Origin of the sequence: Providencia sp. (assembly GCF_052096715.1) — a bacterium.
Lineage (GTDB): Bacteria > Pseudomonadota > Gammaproteobacteria > Enterobacterales > Enterobacteriaceae > Providencia.
The window spans coordinates 1-18,679 of record NZ_JBQDNB010000024.1; the positions used below are offsets into that span (position 1 = coordinate 1).

An 18,679-nucleotide genomic window follows, 5' to 3' on the forward strand; every position below is an offset into this window, starting at 1 on the left:
CCACTCGGTGAATCTTGGATCTGAGTTCGCCACTTAAATTCTTCAATCATGATTTTACCTATAAAAAAAACCACCCGAGGGTGGTTATGTGTATTGCTGGTTGAATTAGCTTATTGATTTAGCTGTTTAATCGTTTGTCGAGCGTACTCTTTAGCTTCATCAAAATATTCAATCATAGGTCTACTTGAGTTAAATGTTGTCTCGTAGAAGATATTTGCTAAGGGTGACCCATTGTCAAATTCTTCACCTTTATAAATATCTACAGGTATACTAATTTGCTCATCCTCTGGATGAATAACTACCGTACCAAGTTTTAATTGCATAATTACCTCTTGTTTAATTAGCGCCGTACTGCCCTTTTGATTATCAAATCTAAATCGCCGCCATCACGACTTTCATTAATCATCATTTGCTTCATTTTGTTGATTAACGACTGCTCAGCTGCTTTTGCATCTATATTGGGCAAGCTATTTTGTTGTTGCTGGCTACCTTCAACGTGGATACCGCCGAGATCAACATTAACCATTATACCACCAGCTGGTTGAGCGCCATACATGCGTTGGATAGGGACATTCGCCATAGGGTGATTGTTTCCAACGTACCCACCGGAGGCATAGCCATTCTCTGCACTTTTCATTAATGACATTAGAGAATTAATACCCAAGCGATTTGTAGCTTCTTTTGTGAAAACAAATTCACCTTTATGGACAACACCTGCTGGCTCATACTTATCTCCAGCACCGGTATAACCACCAGCATCAAAACCACCTATTCCTAAACCTTTCAATCCCGCACCAAATACACTTGTCGTAGCAGTACCACCAAACATGGCTGTCATAGCCTTTAATGCTGCGGCTTTTATCAGCATATCCGCTATCATACGAGCAAATGAACGACCAAAATCACCAAAGTTAGCCTTTCCAGACATAACCCAATCTGTAAGTGTGTTAGTCATTCCGGTAAATGCGAATTGTGAGGCTTGAGCTACTTTGCCATAAGTATTGGTGGCATCTTCTTCAAACTCCGCAAATCCCTTTTTAATGCCATCTCGCCAATTGCCTCGCAACTCATCCTCTTCACGATAGTATTCCCCTAGCTTAGCTTTTTGATCGGGGGAATCTGCTTTTTCCATGGCAATATTGCGCTGATATTGCCTATCCGTCAGACCTGCACTACCTTTTAAAGCCCTAATTCGATTCTCAATATCCGCAATGCGTTTAGCTCGCTCCTCTAAAAGCTTATTCTCTCGATTTTGCTTTTCTAATGCATCAGCTTTAACCGCAAGTTCGCGCTGACCTGATAAAATAGATTCACGTCGCATTAGCAGCGATTTTTCATCGGCGGTTAATTGACGCTCACCACTCTTAACAATTCTATCCAAGATTGTGAATTGAGCTTCAGTAAGCATAAGTTGCTTACGTTCATTACTGACAATACGGTCACCAGTTTGTGAGAAATCACGAGCCACTTTGGTTTGTGCCTCAAGAGCTAAAAGCTGCTTTTGGAGATCTTCATCGTGGCGGGTACCATAATCTGGGCGGTACTCTTTACCTTTCGGAACTCTTTTATCTTTGAACTGCTCTTCAATACCTTTCCTTGCAGTATCTATGTCACCTTGCTTCCAGAGTGTTGCAACACCTTCTTTAGCTAGTTGTTTATTCTGCTGTATTAATTTATTAAGCTCCTTCTCTATTTTAGCTCGCTTTTCTGCTGGGGTTAATCCGCTTTCGACAAGCTTATTAAAAGTCTCTTGATTTTTAATAGCCCGTTCTTGATCTGCTTTGGCTAACCGATCTCGCTCACCTTTTAGCCCTTCTGCTGCCGCAGCTTTGTCTGCAAGTTCGTAGGCTTGTTTTTTTAGTTCAACATCACGCTCGGCATTAGCTAAGCGTTCAGCATCTTGCTTTGTATTTACATTGTTGCCTTCATACCCTTTAGAATAACCGAGGGTTTTCTGTAATTGGTTATACTGTTTTTGGGATTGTTGCAATTCAGTAAATGCTGTCTGTCTATCCAATGCAAGACCAGGATTTCGCCCTACGCCTAACATGGCATCCCAGCCTTTAGTTGCTGCATTTTCAATCCAATTCCACGCACGCTCTAAAGTGCCAAGGTTATCCACAATAGACATAGAACGCTGATTCATTGCCTCGGCATACGCTTTCGTTGCAAGTTCAGCCGCTTTTTCCGTGCGGCCTTGAGCTTCTGCTGCAGTAATTTGCTCATACTGCTTAGCTGTTAAAAAATGCAAAGCGTTATTTAACTCCGTTACCGCTTTTACAGGATCATCTTTAAGGCGTTTAAAGTGTTCAATCGTTTTATCGATATCCTGCCCTACCGCTTTTTCCATCTTCGCAGAAATATCAGCAACAATACCAACTTGATTACCTGAAAATGCGCCTGAGCCAACTACTTTCGCTAATGCGTCGGCCATGCGATATTGTGTAATGCCATTACCTGAAAGCTGCTTAGCTAATGAGTCAAGTTGTGAAGCTGTTTTTCCTGCATAGTTCCCCGTCAAAAGAAGCTGCTTATTGTATTCGGTGAATTCTTGGGACCCTTTATAGGCTGCAATCGCCAGTGCGCCTGCAGTGCCCACCAGCCCAACCATCGCAATTCGCATTGGTGTGATTAATGACAGTACCGCTTTGAATGAATTACCAACTCCACCAAAGGAATCTTTAATTTGCCCGCCCTGCTGAACCATCACCAACCAAATAGGCATTCCTGAAGCTAATGAAGTCACTATATCGGTCATTTGCATCGGTAATTGACGCATCGCATTGCGATATTGACCAATAGTAATTGAGCCATTGCGATAGGCTTGCTCTTGTTGCTTTAACTTGTTTAAATAAGGTTCTGCCTGTTGGCTCACGCCTAATTGAGCCGCCTTCATTTGCAACAATTCAGATTTTGTTTTACCTATTGCTTCCGCTTCATTTTTTAACGCTTGAATAAAGCTTTCTTTGGCTTGAGCCTCTCTCGCTTCTACTGTCGCAGCGATTTGTTGTTCTCTGGCAAGCTCTCTAGCCGCTTGAGCCGCTTGTTTTTGCTCAGAAGCTAACCTTGCAGTGCGCTCTTCCTGCTTTTTCATCTGGGTAATAATGGGGGCTGCTTCTTTAGAAATACCCATTTGAGCCGCTTTATACGACAACATTTCTGTTTTGCTCGCACCATACAAAAACACTTGCTCATGCATTTTATGTAGAAAGGAGTCTTTTAAACCTGATAACTCTTTTTCAGCGGCACCAAGCCCATTTGTACGATTGGTTATTTCTTCAAGTAGCGCTTGATAACGCTCAGTATCTATATTGCCGTTTTGATAGACTTTGTTTAGATTTTCACGTATCGCTGTTAATTTAGCAGTAGAACCAGTGACCTTCTCAATACTCTCTATTTGCCTAGCGAATGAGTCTGCTACCTTCGTGTTACCTGATTCAGTTGCTCTAATCGCGCTTTTAATTTGAGACTCTAGAGCAACAAAGTTTGAACCGTCAATTTTGTAATTTTCATAGTACTGATTGACTTTTTTTAGTATGCCCGCAAACTGATTGCTAGCATCACCCGCTTTTTTAACCGACTGGATTTGCTCTTTTAGCGACTCCGTATTGTCCCTAAACTTTGCGTTCATCCTATCAACAGAGATAACCGTTTCTCTTTGTACCTTGGTTAACTCAGAAATAGAATGTGCTACCGCTTTATGTGCTGGATCAGACTGTTTAAACGTACTATTTAATTCATCAACGGATTGATCTGTCCTGCTGGCGGCTTGTTGTAAATCATTTAGCGCTTTAGAACCTTTTTCGAGTTCACTAGTGCTGACCTTAAATGAAATACTGGCTATTTCTTGTGTCATAACTTTCCTCGGGTACAAAAAAACCACCCGAAGGTGGTTGAAGTGTGGCTGTTGATGGTTTACTTACATCGACCATTTTAGTTTATTGGGCTCATACTTAAATTGCATCATGCCTTTATCTAAAATAGGGAGCTCCACATATAGAGTTTTTGCGCCAGATAATTCTTTTGCAAAACTACCCATTCCGATGACGAACCCCAATAACTGATTTTTTTTATCAATTTCAAATAATAACTCTTTAATTTGACCATTGTCAGCTTTCATAAAGCCAGAACAGATTTCTCCTACTTTGCAATCAAATTCAGCGCCATTTAGTGAAAAATGAAAGTTATATGCCTCTTTATTCTTATAACCCTCTGCTATTAAAGTCATTGCTACACCTTCATCTTCTTTCTCTGGGACTAAACTGGCTAAATACTGAGTAGTACCTCGCATTTCATCAACTTTCTCAGAGTACTTCCAATCAGCTGTAGCCCCGAACCCAACAGAGCAAAGTAAAAATCCTAATAGTAGTTTTTTCATCCAGTTACCACCTCAAATTAATCATATTCATTTTATAATTATTTGCCATGCTTACTATTGCATCAAATCCAGATAAAAATTGTATAGGATCGCATTGTGATATATTTTTTATTGGCAACCATTCAAACCTATATCGGTTTAATTTTACATTAATCAGATACCTATCTTCTTCTTCACCTGTATCATGATTAAATATCTGAGAATAACCGGCAACAATAACAAAATCAATTTCATTACACACTCTAAATGCTACCCCTGCAACCCTTAGAGCTACAGAATGTACATGCCTTGCATAATCATAGTAATATTCTTCGGCTGTTTTTAGCCGTTCGCCGTTAGATACTGGTGTATCTTCAATTTCTGGTAAGTCCACATCTATAAATAAGGTTCTGAGTTCAGAGTCATAGTGAAATGCGACAATAGTCTCTCTTGACCAATATGTTGATAAATACACATGTTTCAATCGCTCATCTACCGATCCTGTTTCTATACTGTCATATGAGCCTATATCACTATGAATATCAATAATAAACTCAGGCTTACCTGAAAATCCTCTGTTGTACGAATCTTGATAAATTACTGATTTTCCTTTATCTAATTTCAATACATTTGTATATTTATCCGTGCTTATATTGCAATTATGAGGGTCAGCACTGACCTCTCTCCATTCAAGCCTATAAGGAAACCCATAAACAACTCTAGGCGTTCCATTAGAAACAACCCCTGTCTTTTCAAGCTCTAACATCAATCGTTCAACCCTTTCAGGTGTGATGCTAAACATTCTTTGTAATACCAGTTCAGATACTGAATCCTCATTAATGACAAAATCAACAACTTGCCAATACAGTGGATCTAAGCCTAATGATTTAGATTTCATAGTGCTCTCCGCTAAGCTTTATTTTTATTAACGGATGTTATCAAATAAATACAAAAATCTTCGATTAGGAGACTTGTTATGTGATCTAAATTACACCCCACCAGCGGGTGGAAGTGAAATAAAAATAAGATAGGCACCACGCTAAAATACAATGCTACTTATACTCAGATTTATATTGCTCAGCTAAAACTTTGCCATTTGCCTCTACGCAGTTAAGCTCATACAACCCATCACTAGCCCAGAGCTTAGCGCGAAATACGCCAAAACTATTTCGTTCTACCAGTGAGGGGTAATTCTCAGACTTATCAATAATGTTTTTCATCGTTGATACGCACTCATCAAATGACCCCGCTCCAGTGGAGTCACTAATTAGGCGTGAGCGCAAAGTTTCAGGGTAAGCTTGGGAAATAATCATTTCTTCCAGCTCATCAGCCGTATAAGCCAACTTAGAATTTACGGTAAAAACACAACATAAAAGAGCTGCAAATATCAGTAACCTATTCATAACGCCTCCAATATTTGACATAAGCAAACCAATGTTATGTCAATGTTAATATAGAGGCAATAAAAAACCCACCGAAGTGGGTTAGCTGTTAATACATTACATCAGTCATTATTGTAAATTCTATCTTTGCTGATAATGTTCACTATATGGTGGCAAGAGTCCATTGATAACTTCCTAGGTTCCCATTTAGCTATATCCGCTTGAGATAAGCCTTCCGCACTCCACGGGATTATACCGTTATAATACCCGCAGCCAGCTTTTGATAACACATCAATGAATTTCTTTTGGATGGTGTCATAGATCCTGACTTCACCAATACTGGTAATTCCAGAAACCCACAACGAACCACCACCTATAGTTTGTAAATTATCACACACTATATATTCATGCTTCAGCAACAAGCACTTATAAACATTACGAGCTACACCACCAGCCTGATAATCATCAAGAATAGCCACACCCCTAATTTGCTTACCTGTCTTTATCGCTGAACCATCAAAAAAAGTGAAGTCATTATAAGCAACACGCCCAATCAAAGTATCATCTTCTTCCGCGTGCATTCTTAACTCAAGCAACTCACCAATGATATGTTCATCAGAAAATCGGTGACTTCTCAAAAACTCAGCATGGTCTGCATAAAAACCTTCAGTAGTACAACCTAATGCTACAACTTTAGAGTAATAATGAAACTCGCTGCCAGTAAGAGCGTATTCAGTGATTTTTAGTAAATCGCCCTCAACAGTAAGATAATGGAAAGACTCTATCTCATCTTCTCTTTCACATTCTGGCTTTCTATTCAGATCCTTTGAGTAACTACTGGTAAAGTTTGGAGCCATTCCATTCTCACTATCTTATTAATGGACAGACAACTTCTGATAATTTGACATGTAACCAAGAATTGAAGATTTAATTTTTTCAATCACATTAGTTATGCTTTGATTTAGTTCTGGATATTGCGTGCTAGGGTCAACGACTACATTAACCTTTTTTTGACGATATGATAACTCAGCAAAAGGAACAATTTCATATTCATCGCTTTTGTTGTCATTTTCGATAGTAACAATAAATAACTGTCTATTCGGATCCTTTCTTATACTAAGGCGACGAACAGAGAAAAACTTTTCAGTATTATCATCAAAAAATGTATTAACAAGTTCTGTTGCATGGCTAATTGTTTGTACAGATCTGGTATGTTCAGTTCTCATATAGCCCCCTTGTTAGTTTAAATTAATGACATTTTGATTGGTAATTAAGCAATCTGCTTAAGATAACTGCGATCATATTAAAGTGTTTAAGCTAACTTAACAACCCCAGTTGTATGCCATGTAGACTTTTATAAGCGTTTATAAGAGTCTATAAGCGTCTTAAGCATAGCGGTTCGGCATTTCGTCCTATTTTTTATGGATCAATTCTAAAGCCTTTGATTCCATCAGTTGAATATCTCTAATCACGGTTGCCAGATCATTAATACCGTAAGCACTGGCCAGCATGGGGATAACTGTATAATCAATCCCAGTAGGACCATCCATGCTTACCCGCCATTGTGTTGATAGCGCTTGAAATAGGATTACTGAGTCTTCTATATCTGGGGTGACCTCAATATCATCGTCATCAAGATCCCCCAGCAAATCTAACTCAATCGCTGAAAGTGGCTTACTGTAAAGTGCCTGTGCAACCGTTAGGAGTTTTTTTCACGGATACCTAAGAGTGCTTGGCGATATGCGGTGAAAATTTCGAAAGCCGCTCCCGGATAATTATCAAAAAATTCCGCTACATTATCGTGATTAAACTCACGATCTTTAAATCCCCACCCTTTAGCAATTTGAAGTAAGAAAGCCGTATCCGTTAAATCGTCAGCCTTCCCCATTTCATCCAGTTCACTCATTTTCTTGTGAACAAAGACAAACGGCAAATCCCCTTGCTTACCATCCGGTGTAGTGATTTTTACTGTATGCTCAAATGTCGGTGTTGGGTTATAGGTTAGCTTAGCCATTATTTGCCTTTTCATTAATCGTAATAATTGAATTTACTGTCACACCATCAACAGTGGCAGTGATGGTCACTTTTCCAACTGCTTTCAGTGTGACTTTACCTGCGGTATTCACGGTAGCTTTTGCGGTATCAGCGCTATTCCATGCAACACTCTGATGCGATGCATTAGCAGGTGTTATGGTGAGATTAAGTGAAATCACGTCTCCCACAACACCTGTGAAAATTGGTTTATCAATTGTTAGCCCAGATACCGAAATTACTTTGCGTGTGCGTACACAGACTGTTTAGAGCGCAAAGAGAATCGAACGGTCGTTGTTTCAATTTCGTTTACTGCGGTGTCGGGGATTTCTTTATACGAGGTTGATGCCAAGTAGTAGCGATCTTGCTCGGCACGTTTGTTATAAAAGCGCACGGCCACCAGCGCTTTACTATCATCATAACCCAACAATAAAGCATGATGTTTTGCATCAGCGTTATAGGCTAATGTGTAAGTAATGATGTACGGGTTCTTAAAAGTATCAATGCTGATAGCCTGATCATCTTCAAGGAACTGGATGCTGGTGGACTGCTGATCCCCACCTTCAATGCCCACGGTGGTCACTCGCTTAATTTGTGTCCAGCCCGTAATCTTCTTGAGGGTACCCATTGCTTCTTCTGCCGGATATTTTGATTTATCCGTACTATCAAAGCCTTCAATCGTGATATTACTGGCAGAAACCGCTTTAACCAGTTTAGGGCCATTTAGATTGCTCCAGCTATCGCTGATGAGCACAATATCACCGACTTTAATATCTCCAGCATTTGCGGCAGTGAGAACGACTTCATTGGCATTCGATGCCGCTGTAATCGCTATTGCTTCACCAAATCCACTGGAAACAGAAACAGTAGAACCATTAGGAATGCTATATTCCGCCATAATAAACCTCTTTATTTATGCATAAAAAACCGCCAACTGGCGGTGTGTTATCGAACTGAATCACATCGATAGGATGTACGTATGGGGATCGTATAGCTGGTGTCACCCGTGAGAGGGGGTAATTGATTGGGCTCACTGTTGAGATAAAGTGTTTCAGTCAGTGCTAGCCCGTTTTCTAGCTGAGCTTTGATGTTATCTGCCATCAGGCTTAATTGTTCATCACCGCTCCCAGCTTTACCAACGATGTTTATTTGAATGACCCCTTTTAAAATTGGCATATCAAGCGCTAAACCTATATTATCCGTTGCTGCGGGCATGATGTGCAGTTGCAGGTAAGGGGAATTAATTTCGTCAAAAGCCATATTGGGCCATGCAACCTTGAGTCCTTCTTGCTTAGCAATTTGAGCCACCAGCACACGTATTGACTGATTGATTTCGGATTGCTTCATGATTTCACCTCAGCAACGGACTCTCTAAAGAACTGACTCACATTCTCTGCTGTGATAGCCACCATGCCATTAGGGGCTTGCTTTGAATGCCCCATTTCTAACGGGTAGGCATAAGGCACATTGTTGGTAAAATAGATGGCTCTCATCCCTACCTTGAAGTGCTCAAGCACGTAATTTCCCATCGAGACGGTCATTCTGCCTGATTTATCAATTCGCCCAGTCTCACCTTCTGCAGGTGAATCAAACGTGACTTGCCAGTTACCCCGAAAACGTCCACCGGTATAACCCGAAGGGGCTTTGATATCCATGGAGTCATTGACACGTACGCGCTTTTTTAACTGACGTTTCTTAGGTGTCAGGTTATTAGGATCTTTTCGAAGTTCCTCATTATGTTCAAATACCGCTTGGTTATAACTCACTGCCGTCTGGTTGATTTCCCATAATTCAGGATTACCTACCGGTGACATTTGAACTAACTGAGCCAGAATTTTAAACCCTGTTTTTTTTACCACGGCTTCCATATCCGCTTGAGCATTATCAACAAACAGGTTAATTGACCGCATAAACGATTGTGACATGTCACGCCCTCAATTGAGATTGATAACAAATAACAAGGTCAGCGGGTTTAATTGGGTTAGGCTCTTGAACGCGCAACCAGACACAATCAACCAATACCCGATCCCCTTTTTGAATAACTGTGTCAGGGGAAAAGACCATTTTGATATCCGTCGCGAGAATAAGCGTTCCGTCAATATCACGGGGTTTATATTGTACTTTAACGCCAATGGCCAGAAACTCGGTTTCAGCCTCGTGATGCTCTTTTCCCGTCTCATCATCAACCCAATGTTTACCCTCGCGCTTAACTTGATACGAAGCACCATATTTCTTCAGCATTCTTAATGCAGTGTGATGACCACGCTGATAAATATTCATGGCTACCTCATCGCAAACGTATTAATGGCAAAACCCTCAGAGATATCAATCAAGCCAGATAGCAAGCCTTTCAACCAAGCAAAATTCGGTGCGCCGGTATTCGTACCTTCTGCATATTTCACATCAATTGCGCCCTCAATACGTTCAGCAATGATTTCGCCCCCTAAGGTGGGTTGCAGGTCATTCTCTTGGGATTCAACCGCTAAGCGGCACTGAGCTTTAATTAATTGCAGTGGAATAGCATCACTCGCAATATCAATGCCATCACGAATCAGGCCAATACGTGGAAAAGATAACGGCTGGTGAATATCCGTTCGCTTACCGAGCCACTGTTGGGATTCAAGATAATCCATGGCCACAATTAATAATCGCTCTAATCCGTCATTAGGAAGCGTTAACTGCCTTTCTGAAGCATAGGTCTTTAAATCAGCCACGCTGGCATAGCTGTTAAAGGTAAGTGAGGTTTTATCTGGATCAATCATGCGCCCCCCAAAATAAAAAAGGGGCATCACGCCCCTTTGAGTTATTCACCACTTTCAGGTGGTTTAGCAGTAAATGTGATTTCATCAGTTGCCTGAATTAATTCATCGACTGTCGCAGTAACAACAAATTTACCCTCAGTATCAGAGGTCAATTTCACTGTCGCGCCACCCGCTTTGCCCGTCTTAGAGGATGTCACACTCAAATTACCACCGGTTGTTGACCAATTAACGGTAGCTCCCTCAACTGGCGAGCTCCCCTCGGTATAATTGAGCGTTACTGTTACAACATCGGTACTGTCAGCGGTAGCGGACGCTTTATCCGCTGACAGGACTACTTTCCCGCTTCAGCAGTCAGCTTGATCATGACACCTGCGGTTAATTTATCGCTCTTAAAGTGCTTCTTCCAGTTACCTGCTGTACCCAACTCAGTTAAATCAGGGTTCTTACCTTTCGATTCATCCCAGCTATAACCCAGCACACCAACGTTAACCACCCCTTCACCGCGATAACCAATTTCCAAGTTCTCTTTATCATTGATATTAAATGAGCGGAAAGTGGGTTCTTGAGATTCGGTGATAGTGACAGCTCCTGGTACAAGACCAAAGATAGCATCCACTGGCGCAGTATCTGTGACTAGCACAGGTTTGCCTAGTGTGCCCGGCTGACCACCGTAAATCACCACCCCCGCTTCTTCATAGACTTTGTTCTCAATCGCTTGGTCAACAATGTCGAAATAAGTAGTTGAGTGCATTACAAATAGGTTCACACGGTTAAACTTATCACCGTATTTGCGTAAACCTTTAGTGAGGGTTTTCTTACCATCTGTCGCAATATCCGCCGTGACAACCATGGCTTTATTATTGCCAATCGCAGCGCCTAATGCTGCTAACGAGTATTTAATGTATCCCTCTAATGAGGCATCTGCCGCATCTGTACCCACCAGCTCAGAGAATTCAGAAACATCACGGCCACGACGCTTAAACGCTTCTTCCGTTGTTGCATATGGTCCATATTTCCACGGCGCTTTCACATCAACTGATTCACCTGCACCAATTTTCTTATTCTCAACAGTGTCAGTGGAATTAACATCACGATGCTCAATGGAACCACCAATTTGATAGAAAGCACGTTTGCGGAAATCACCTTCAATGAAGATGTTATCGAGTATAATTGCACCGTTAGAGGCTTGGTTAAATACCGCTAAATTATCTTGGCGACGCTCTAAGAACGCGGTTTGTGCCAAGTCGTTATAAATCACTAAATCGTTATTCACTGTCGTTGTCATTGTTGCTTTCCCTTACTCTTTTGGAAGTTTTAAATAGGTGTCACGACCATACCGGCGAATATATTCGGCCTTATCGCTGGCGGACATTTGAGAACGTTTAAGATGTGCACCACCTTGCTTATGTTTACCTGCATCCGTACCCGAAGCTGCTGGGAACAAGTGGGGTGCGCTTTCTTTTAAGGATTCAATCCATTCAACCGGTGATAGCGGCGTTCGCCCATCTTTCCCCATAATAGAATTGCCTCCATCATCAACAGCGATGGCCTGACCTTCATCGTTGATTTGGAAAATGCCTTTGGCACGTAAAATTAAATCTTCTTGCGCACTGCTTAATGCGCCTGCCTTGCCCGCCGCTGAACGAATCTCATCACCCAGAACACGCGCGCGGAATTTATTTGCAAAGGCTTCCGCTTTTTCCACTCGGGTGTTAGCTTCTTTCAATTGATTATCAACATCGCCACGCAGACGCTCAGTGCGCTTATTGATCACATCATCGATTTTGCCATCCGCAATTAACTTGGCTTCTTCATCATTTTCAAAGCGTTTAAGCATCCCTTTCACCGTGTCGGGGTCAATACCGTCAAAGCGTTTTAAGTTATCGCCCTGCTCTTTAATTTTGCCGAGCAACTCCGTATTTTTGGTTTTTAACCCGGACACTTGCTGAGAAACTTGCTGATCGATAAGGGTTTGAATTTCAGGCGTGATTTCGGGTGCACCACCAGCGCCGCCCCCTTTATCCTCACCACCAGCCTGTGTGTAGTATTTGCGTTCGATATTCATAAATAACATGTGATTCCCCTTGGGATTGAATGCGCCTAGCGCGTTGAGTTAGTTCAGCCCTTAGCTGAATTTAGGTATAAAAAAAGGCCACCGAAGTGACCTTGTTAAATAGTGTATTGATTAGCTATAACCCGCCTCTTTAAATGCGCGTTCATCCAGCGCTTTTAATTCAGATAACAGAATAAATTCGCCTTTATCGGTATAAAACTCAGAAGGGGCCATGCCGCCCTCTTTCATCAACCTGAACCGCACTTCACCAAACACTTGGCGCTGTCGCCATTCGGGTTGCCTTTGAATCCATTCTAAATACGTCGTCTTAGCAGAAACTTGCCCATCCATTGACGCGCGAGTGCCTTCGTCCATTTCATCAGCATTAATGCCTAAATCACGCCACGATTTAAGGATCAACGTTTCGGTTGAACGACATCCCCAATGTATTTTACCGGGGCCTTGTTTGTATGGAATTTTGTGGCCAATAGGCTTCCCCTCAAGGGTATACTTCAATCGGTCACGAATAATGCAATCATTCGACGTTTTACTATCGAGCGTCGATAGCCATTGCCGACAGTCAATTAAATCCTTATTCACATCAACAAATTGGTCTCTGGCGGTAACTTGCAAATGATTCACCGCTGTTTTAGCAATACTCGTAGCGTTAGCACGGCTCATTTGCAAAGCACCATCTTTATAACCTTGCTTTGCATGTCCGCGAATTTTACGACCAATATCAACCGCACTATCCCCGTTTAAGTATCCCGTTCGAACGGCATTGTTAATGCGAGTCATGCGATCCTTTTCTAAACCATCAAACCATTCAGCCAGTAACTTACCTTGAAATGGTCTTGCGAAAACTGACGTATATAGCATTTCTTCAGTAATACTCATTAAAGGATAGTGACGTAACACCGCATCGGGAAGTAATGCTTCAAAGAGTGATGAGTAATAACCGAGCTCATAGACCGCATGGGTTTTAAGTTCATCCAATAACAACAATTGAGCACCTTCAACCGCCTTTTTATTGATGTTTCTAACACTGGATAATAATGACTCTAACCGCCTAGCCGTAAAACTATTTGTCTCAATATTGGCATCATCAAGTGAAATGATCACCGCTGCTGTTAGCTCTGCGTCAAAATCATTCAGTGCCTTTAACATTCGCTTGGCAACACCGGTTGAATACCGCCCTGAAAATAATGCGTGTGCAATGAGTTCATCAGTCAGTAACGCATTAACCGTACTCATTGCTCACCCGTCATTACTGGCTGTTGGTTATTAAGCTCATCGACAACAACGTCAACATCATCCGCAGGATTGATAACATCATATTTTTGTAAACTACGAACCAGATCAGACCGACGAGTCGCACCCGATTGCCATGCTGAAACTATCTCGCGGATCATCGTACTATCTACAATGTGGTTAACAAGGTCTTTGTTAATCTCAAACGAAATATCACTCGTATCGAGACCTAAATATTCAGCACACCATGTTAAGGCATTACTCAATGCTTCAGACACATTTGAACAGCAAATACTGAGGATGGAAGTTTGAGCGTTCTGTTCCCCTACGGACTGAATAACAGTTTTTACCTTGCTATCCGTAGAAACTAATTGAGCGCCTAACGCAACCATGTAATCGCGCTTACTGTCCATCGCCTCTTTAGCTAACATATTAGGTTGTGCTTGAGCGTAACCAAAAAAACCTTCTTTAGGCAGCATAATGGGGGAACGAGAACCCACTAGCATTCCTTTTTTTTCCAAATGATCTCGCCACTCTGTATCTAATCCACCGAGATATGGCTGAACTTGACCACAAAAGAAAACAGAGTCTTCATAATCGGCTGAGTTCCGATAATGCCCTAAGTTAATCTTTGCCAGTCCTAGCAAAGGTGCCTCATCTATCGTGTGGTCATTATTTTGAGCCCCAATAAACGTAAACGGGATTTCATCCCACACGCCATTGCCTGCACGTTCTGGGATGTATTCAGAGTCTATTTGAAATACGCTTTGCCCATCAGCCTTACGATAAACCCGACAAACGAAATGCCCCTCTTCAATGGCTAATACTCTGTATTGAATGGCATCCTTAAAACCAAACCCGTCCTCTTCCTCAACAGTTTCACGCAATACCACCAGGGTTAACATGGTGCGCCCATTAATACGTGTTGTACGCCAGTTAATGATATCTTCAGCTTGATACTGAAAAATGTAAGGCAATTTAGAATCACTGTTGTAATCAACATATAATCCATGTCGCCCCACCTCTAACACCGACTCAAGAGAGGATTGAGCCAACTGGTAAATACTTGAACCTGCACCATCCGCATCCTCTTTTAGACAGGAAAGCTTTTCGATAACAGCAACCAGAGGATCCTTTTTAAACGCCATGCCTATCATGCCGTTACGCGTATTACCCGTTATAGGATAGAACACCGCTCTGTCTTGATAGTCCTTGTTACGTTTCTTTTTACGGGCATCATCCTGCTCGATAAGCTCAGGCAAATAAGTGTTTATATCCTCGCCACCGCGACACACATCACGAACTAACTTCCATTGAGGCGCAGCCGTTTTGTATTCAGGGCGAGTAAAATCGACGTTGTTTGTACTCATTAAAAGGTTGTTCCTAAAGTTATATCGAAGGCTGGCTTCACAATTGGGAATTGCTTAATGATGTAATAACCACCCGCATCATTAGGATGGTCCTTATTCGATTTCTTATCCGGCTCGCCATTATCTGCCCATACCTGTTGCTCTAACGATTCGGTATAGATAGGACAACGTTTAACATTAACCTTGTACCGGCGTTCTCCATTAGCATTACAGAACATTGCATTCATGGAGTTGATCCTATCTTTAACCGGTGGATTTGAATCGTTAACAATGACGTGAAAGCCGGCTTGTCTTAGTTGTGCAATATCGGTTGAACTGGCATTGCTTGATTTGCGCGAATCGCCTGAGGCATCAGGATAAATATAAATTTCACGCACCTTTTTATAGTCAGAGCCGTCATAAAACCAAAATCGCTCTTTAATGATCCTAATAATATCCGGTGTGTCATATGCGTTGATAATTTCGGTAACAGCGTGGGGTAACCCCAATCGAAGAACGTGAATAACACCTGCCATTTTACCGACGTTGAAATCCATGCCGATATAAAGCGTTTCTCCGGGCTGCTCTTCTTCCTCTGAATTATTCAGCTTTCTATCGAAGGTGTGATAAATGGTACCGCTTGTTAAGTTAGTGAATTGCCCCCTCAAATAAGCCTTAATTAGCTCAGGCGGGTAAGAGCTCATCAGTGAGGGAATATAGTCAGGCGGTAGGTTCTTTTCATTGTCGAACGTAGATGCTTGAACAAGCCCATATAACGCACTTAACTCAGGCTTGTCTCTAACCTCTTTTACGAATTGCTGATAAACAAACTTAAATCCCTCTGGGGTTGTTGTTACATCGATACCATTTCGTAAGCCAGTCACGTTATAACGCATACGAGCAATAATTTTACGCCACGCCTTTTGGGCTTTATCAGCTTTCATGACGTCTAATTCATCTATCAGGGCATTACCAATTTTGAAGCCGACAATTGTTTCGGGTTTTTCCATAGAACGGCAAATCACCGTGCCTCGGTATTTTCTGCCCTCGTAAAAATGAACCTCTTTATTACTTTCAATAACTTTTACTTTTAATCCCCAGTCAAAAGCAACCTCTTCGATAGTGGGGTAAAAAATATCGCGTATCTGTGGGTAGGTTGGCGCAAAGTATCCCTGATTGATTAAAGGAAACTCCCACATACCTTTGCAGATGCCGCCACATCCAACCCAAGTTTTCCCCGAGCCAAAACCCGCGACGTAAGCTTTAAACTTGTGAGGCATTACCAAGAATCTCGCCTGAGGAATATTAAGCGTCGGAGCTATCATCATCTACCCTTGCATCGATAACGTTAATATTAATAGCGACTGGGGTAGGTTTCTCATCATCAGTATTACTAGCGAGCTCTTTGCGCAGCTTATCGACCTCTAATTTCCTACGCTCCAGCTCTATTTCGAGAATACGTTGAGCGGCTTCACTGTCTGCTAATCCTAAGCGCTTCATAACAGCTTCAAACATGCGCTCTCGGTTTATTGAGAGTATTTCTACGCCATTCTTACCTAGCTTCACGCCAGAATAGGCTAGCGCAGCATCAGGATTAAGTTTTCGTGTATCAGGGAAAAAAGGCTGGCCAATGCCTTCACCGTGACAGCGAGGGCATTCTGAATTAGGCTCTTTTGTGTGATTGTAACCATAACCACCGACATCTAACGGCTCTCGCTTTTTTCTTTCAACTGCTTCCAGTTGCTTTTCTTCAAACTCGACAGCATCACGCCATTGGTACTGATAACCGAACCCCCAACAATGACGGCAGCAGCCTCTACGATATTGCGAGAGCTCATTAGCATCAAATGTCGCGAGGTTCCATGCTTTAGCGAGTACTTCATCAGCTTTAATTAATGTACGAGATAAAGACTGTTGTTGCTGGTGCGCAATTTCATTTGCAAGGCTAGTTTTGGCTAGTAGCTGTTGCCCAATATTTCTAGCGCTTTTCTCACTATAGCCCGCTCTTATTGCTGCTTGTGTTGCATTGCCATCTATCAGGTATTCAGCAACAAACCGCTTTTGCTGTGGGGTAAGCTCTTTGTCTTTTGATAATGACTTTGCGCTATCTTCAGTCTGCGCAGTGCGCAATTTCTTGTGCGCAGTTTTTTGCGCAGATTGCACAGCTGGTCTTTTAATATATCGCCTTGCTGTTGCGTAATTGAGTCCCTGGTCTTCACACCAATCTTTAGGGGATATTCCTGATATAGCATGTTCGGTGAGGAACTGTTGCTGTAGCGTCCCCCAGTCCGGTTTAGCCATCGTGTTTATCTCCTTAGCCTATTATAAAGCCCGCTCGAAAGTAGGCTTTGTGATTAGCTATTTTTTAACGCATGCTGCAATGCTCTTTATTGACTTTGCTGTTTTGAATTCACGTTCAATAACTTGCTTTGCTACGTTACAAGTCGATTCACTTTCAAACTCCTGTGATCTAATTGATGCGAAATCATTATCTGAAAACGGCGCGGCATACATAGCAAATATTAATACCCACATACTTCACCTTTAGAATTAAAGTGCTATAGACCTATTTTTAATCTCAGCGCGAGCTTGTTCAATAGCACCAGCATTAGCCATATCAGAGCTAGCTTGCGTATGCTGCATTGCTATAATTAAAGATTGTAGTTGCTTGAACTCAGACTCAACCTGTTGCTTATACTTATCGAACTCAGACTCTTCATGAGATATTGATTCACTAACACTTGCAATAGTAGCTTTAGCCGCTTTGCTTAGTGGTACAGCTTCTAACTTATCAACATAGACAACGCCGCCACCTTCACTAACATCAAGCTTAGCCATAGCGGATGATTGCTCGTGGTTATCATTAATACCTGTGGTTATTTCAAACCGCGCTTGCTCAGCACCTCTTCTAGCGCCTTCTTTTGCAGCTTTTTGCATGGCATCGCTAATGGTTGTCGATGTTATGAATGCGCTATTAATAAACACCTGTCCGTCATTAACGCCAAAGTATGGATCAATAACAAACCCACCTTTCGCTGGCTCCTTCAGTCCTGTTCTGACCATTAGCCCAGCAATACGTTTTAACCGCGCTTCTAACTTATCTAAGTCAGTGCTATCGACTGATATCTTTATAGATAGGGTGGCTATTTCTTTTTTATCTGACATGACTGTCTCCATAAATGAAAAAGCCACCAGTGATTAGCTGATGGCTATTAATCGCTTTTTGATTATCTTATTCATATTCCGTCTTACTAGTTACATTATGAAATAATTTCAATACATAACTACAATATTAAAATCTAATATTTAACGTTTTACGTAATATATTTAACTTTAAATGTGTATATTTATAGATAGCAAGACGACACACAGCTTGCTTTACCCTCGTTTATTTTGGGGATTATTTTGTTGTTTTCTCAGCCCCTTTATGGGGCTATTTTTTACCTATATAGCCATTTACGCGCTTATCGATTATCTATTCCGTATTTAGTAAC

General features: G+C 41.6%; 23 protein-coding genes. All 23 read right to left on the reverse strand.

All coding sequences use genetic code 11. The features are described from left to right. Positions 1 to 110: 110 nt before the first annotated feature. The gene (locus ACTH6U_RS16005) at positions 111 to 323 is read right to left on the reverse strand and encodes a hypothetical protein (RefSeq protein WP_441832603.1); all 213 of its coding nucleotides are present in this window, start codon (positions 321 to 323) and stop codon (positions 111 to 113) included. A gap of 17 nt (positions 324 to 340) precedes the next feature. Then, a complete protein-coding gene (locus ACTH6U_RS16010) occupies positions 341 to 3,856 on the reverse strand; it encodes a phage tail tape measure protein (protein ID WP_441832604.1) in 3,516 nt (1,171 codons plus the stop codon). Positions 3,857 to 3,919: 63 nt separating this feature from the next. Next, on the reverse strand, positions 3,920 to 4,378 hold the full coding sequence (locus ACTH6U_RS16015; RefSeq protein WP_441832605.1) for a hypothetical protein: 459 nt from the start codon (positions 4,376 to 4,378) through the stop codon (positions 3,920 to 3,922). A 4-nt stretch (positions 4,379 to 4,382) separates the two neighbouring features. Continuing rightward, the gene (locus tag ACTH6U_RS16020) at positions 4,383 to 5,255 is read right to left on the reverse strand and encodes a DNA translocase FtsK (protein WP_441832606.1); all 873 of its coding nucleotides are present in this window, start codon (positions 5,253 to 5,255) and stop codon (positions 4,383 to 4,385) included. A gap of 154 nt (positions 5,256 to 5,409) precedes the next feature. After that, complete coding sequence (locus ACTH6U_RS16025; protein WP_441832607.1) at positions 5,410 to 5,760, reverse strand: hypothetical protein; 351 nt, start codon at positions 5,758 to 5,760, stop codon at positions 5,410 to 5,412. A 101-nt stretch (positions 5,761 to 5,861) separates the two neighbouring features. Continuing rightward, a complete protein-coding gene (locus ACTH6U_RS16030; protein ID WP_441832608.1) occupies positions 5,862 to 6,596 on the reverse strand; it encodes a hypothetical protein in 735 nt (244 codons plus the stop codon). Positions 6,597 to 6,614: 18 nt separating this feature from the next. Then, a complete protein-coding gene (locus ACTH6U_RS16035; protein WP_441832609.1) occupies positions 6,615 to 6,965 on the reverse strand; it encodes a hypothetical protein in 351 nt (116 codons plus the stop codon). 186 nt (positions 6,966 to 7,151) lie between these two features. Next, positions 7,152 to 7,388, reverse strand: a complete 237-nt coding sequence (locus tag ACTH6U_RS16040; protein WP_441832610.1) for a DUF1799 domain-containing protein — start codon at positions 7,386 to 7,388, stop codon at positions 7,152 to 7,154. 50 nt (positions 7,389 to 7,438) lie between these two features. Then, complete coding sequence (locus ACTH6U_RS16045) at positions 7,439 to 7,753, reverse strand: phage tail assembly chaperone (protein WP_441832611.1); 315 nt, start codon at positions 7,751 to 7,753, stop codon at positions 7,439 to 7,441. After that, a complete protein-coding gene (locus ACTH6U_RS16050) occupies positions 7,746 to 8,009 on the reverse strand; it encodes an Ig-like domain-containing protein (RefSeq protein WP_441832662.1) in 264 nt (87 codons plus the stop codon). The genes ACTH6U_RS16045 and ACTH6U_RS16050 overlap by 8 nt, the downstream gene beginning before the upstream one ends. After that, a complete protein-coding gene (locus tag ACTH6U_RS16055; protein WP_441832612.1) occupies positions 8,009 to 8,668 on the reverse strand; it encodes a phage tail tube protein in 660 nt (219 codons plus the stop codon). Before ACTH6U_RS16055 ends, ACTH6U_RS16050 begins: the two co-directional genes overlap by 1 nt. Before the next feature lie 47 nt (positions 8,669 to 8,715). Beyond that, the gene (locus ACTH6U_RS16060) at positions 8,716 to 9,117 is read right to left on the reverse strand and encodes a phage tail terminator-like protein (protein WP_441832613.1); all 402 of its coding nucleotides are present in this window, start codon (positions 9,115 to 9,117) and stop codon (positions 8,716 to 8,718) included. Further along, entirely contained in the window at positions 9,114 to 9,695 is a 582-nt protein-coding gene (locus ACTH6U_RS16065; RefSeq protein ID WP_441832614.1) for a hypothetical protein, read from the reverse strand. The genes ACTH6U_RS16060 and ACTH6U_RS16065 overlap by 4 nt, the downstream gene beginning before the upstream one ends. 1 nt (position 9,696) lies before the next feature. Then, positions 9,697 to 10,050, reverse strand: coding sequence for a hypothetical protein (locus ACTH6U_RS16070; protein WP_441832615.1), 354 nt, complete (start codon positions 10,048 to 10,050; stop codon positions 9,697 to 9,699). A gap of 2 nt (positions 10,051 to 10,052) precedes the next feature. Next, positions 10,053 to 10,532 (reverse strand): DnaT-like ssDNA-binding protein, encoded by a 480-nt coding sequence (locus tag ACTH6U_RS16075; RefSeq protein WP_441832616.1) that lies wholly within the window; start codon positions 10,530 to 10,532, stop codon positions 10,053 to 10,055. A 41-nt stretch (positions 10,533 to 10,573) separates the two neighbouring features. After that, positions 10,574 to 10,861 carry an Ig-like domain-containing protein gene (locus ACTH6U_RS16080; RefSeq protein WP_441832663.1) on the reverse strand — a complete coding sequence of 96 codons (288 nt, stop codon included), beginning with the start codon at positions 10,859 to 10,861 and terminating at the stop codon, positions 10,574 to 10,576. A 2-nt stretch (positions 10,862 to 10,863) separates the two neighbouring features. Then, complete coding sequence (locus ACTH6U_RS16085; protein ID WP_441832617.1) at positions 10,864 to 11,817, reverse strand: major capsid protein; 954 nt, start codon at positions 11,815 to 11,817, stop codon at positions 10,864 to 10,866. Between the two features lie 12 nt (positions 11,818 to 11,829). Further along, positions 11,830 to 12,606, reverse strand: a complete 777-nt coding sequence (locus ACTH6U_RS16090) for a hypothetical protein (protein ID WP_441832618.1) — start codon at positions 12,604 to 12,606, stop codon at positions 11,830 to 11,832. 111 nt (positions 12,607 to 12,717) lie between these two features. Continuing rightward, the gene (locus ACTH6U_RS16095) at positions 12,718 to 13,839 is read right to left on the reverse strand and encodes a hypothetical protein (protein ID WP_441832619.1); all 1,122 of its coding nucleotides are present in this window, start codon (positions 13,837 to 13,839) and stop codon (positions 12,718 to 12,720) included. Continuing rightward, a complete protein-coding gene (locus ACTH6U_RS16100; protein ID WP_441832620.1) occupies positions 13,836 to 15,206 on the reverse strand; it encodes a DUF4055 domain-containing protein in 1,371 nt (456 codons plus the stop codon). The genes ACTH6U_RS16095 and ACTH6U_RS16100 overlap by 4 nt, the downstream gene beginning before the upstream one ends. Further along, complete coding sequence (locus tag ACTH6U_RS16105; protein WP_441832621.1) at positions 15,206 to 16,513, reverse strand: terminase large subunit domain-containing protein; 1,308 nt, start codon at positions 16,511 to 16,513, stop codon at positions 15,206 to 15,208. The genes ACTH6U_RS16100 and ACTH6U_RS16105 overlap by 1 nt, the downstream gene beginning before the upstream one ends. Then, a complete protein-coding gene (locus ACTH6U_RS16110; protein WP_441832622.1) occupies positions 16,491 to 17,486 on the reverse strand; it encodes a terminase small subunit in 996 nt (331 codons plus the stop codon). Before ACTH6U_RS16110 ends, ACTH6U_RS16105 begins: the two co-directional genes overlap by 23 nt. A 249-nt stretch (positions 17,487 to 17,735) precedes the next feature. Further along, positions 17,736 to 18,350 carry a hypothetical protein gene (locus ACTH6U_RS16115; protein ID WP_441832623.1) on the reverse strand — a complete coding sequence of 205 codons (615 nt, stop codon included), beginning with the start codon at positions 18,348 to 18,350 and terminating at the stop codon, positions 17,736 to 17,738. Positions 18,351 to 18,679: the final 329 nt, after the last annotated feature.

Bases quoted from the DNA above. Each gene is read 5' to 3' on its own strand.
- ACTH6U_RS16005 (WP_441832603.1), bottom strand. From the start codon at position 323: ATGCAATTAAAACTTGGTACGGTAGTTATTCATCCAGAGGATGAGCAA.
- ACTH6U_RS16010 (WP_441832604.1), bottom strand. From the start codon at position 3,856: ATGACACAAGAAATAGCCAGTATTTCATTTAAGGTCAGCACTAGTGAA.
- ACTH6U_RS16015 (WP_441832605.1), bottom strand. From the start codon at position 4,378: ATGAAAAAACTACTATTAGGATTTTTACTTTGCTCTGTTGGGTTCGGG.
- ACTH6U_RS16020 (WP_441832606.1), bottom strand. From the start codon at position 5,255: ATGAAATCTAAATCATTAGGCTTAGATCCACTGTATTGGCAAGTTGTT.
- ACTH6U_RS16025 (WP_441832607.1), bottom strand. From the start codon at position 5,760: ATGAATAGGTTACTGATATTTGCAGCTCTTTTATGTTGTGTTTTTACC.
- ACTH6U_RS16030 (WP_441832608.1), bottom strand. From the start codon at position 6,596: ATGGCTCCAAACTTTACCAGTAGTTACTCAAAGGATCTGAATAGAAAG.
- ACTH6U_RS16035 (WP_441832609.1), bottom strand. From the start codon at position 6,965: ATGAGAACTGAACATACCAGATCTGTACAAACAATTAGCCATGCAACA.
- ACTH6U_RS16045 (WP_441832611.1), bottom strand. From the start codon at position 7,753: ATGGCTAAGCTAACCTATAACCCAACACCGACATTTGAGCATACAGTA.
- ACTH6U_RS16055 (WP_441832612.1), bottom strand. From the start codon at position 8,668: ATGGCGGAATATAGCATTCCTAATGGTTCTACTGTTTCTGTTTCCAGT.
- ACTH6U_RS16060 (WP_441832613.1), bottom strand. From the start codon at position 9,117: ATGAAGCAATCCGAAATCAATCAGTCAATACGTGTGCTGGTGGCTCAA.
- ACTH6U_RS16065 (WP_441832614.1), bottom strand. From the start codon at position 9,695: ATGTCACAATCGTTTATGCGGTCAATTAACCTGTTTGTTGATAATGCT.
- ACTH6U_RS16070 (WP_441832615.1), bottom strand. From the start codon at position 10,050: ATGAATATTTATCAGCGTGGTCATCACACTGCATTAAGAATGCTGAAG.
- ACTH6U_RS16075 (WP_441832616.1), bottom strand. From the start codon at position 10,532: ATGATTGATCCAGATAAAACCTCACTTACCTTTAACAGCTATGCCAGC.
- ACTH6U_RS16085 (WP_441832617.1), bottom strand. From the start codon at position 11,817: ATGACAACGACAGTGAATAACGATTTAGTGATTTATAACGACTTGGCA.
- ACTH6U_RS16090 (WP_441832618.1), bottom strand. From the start codon at position 12,606: ATGTTATTTATGAATATCGAACGCAAATACTACACACAGGCTGGTGGT.
- ACTH6U_RS16095 (WP_441832619.1), bottom strand. From the start codon at position 13,839: ATGAGTACGGTTAATGCGTTACTGACTGATGAACTCATTGCACACGCA.
- ACTH6U_RS16100 (WP_441832620.1), bottom strand. From the start codon at position 15,206: ATGAGTACAAACAACGTCGATTTTACTCGCCCTGAATACAAAACGGCT.
- ACTH6U_RS16105 (WP_441832621.1), bottom strand. From the start codon at position 16,513: ATGATGATAGCTCCGACGCTTAATATTCCTCAGGCGAGATTCTTGGTA.
- ACTH6U_RS16110 (WP_441832622.1), bottom strand. From the start codon at position 17,486: ATGGCTAAACCGGACTGGGGGACGCTACAGCAACAGTTCCTCACCGAA.
- ACTH6U_RS16115 (WP_441832623.1), bottom strand. From the start codon at position 18,350: ATGTCAGATAAAAAAGAAATAGCCACCCTATCTATAAAGATATCAGTC.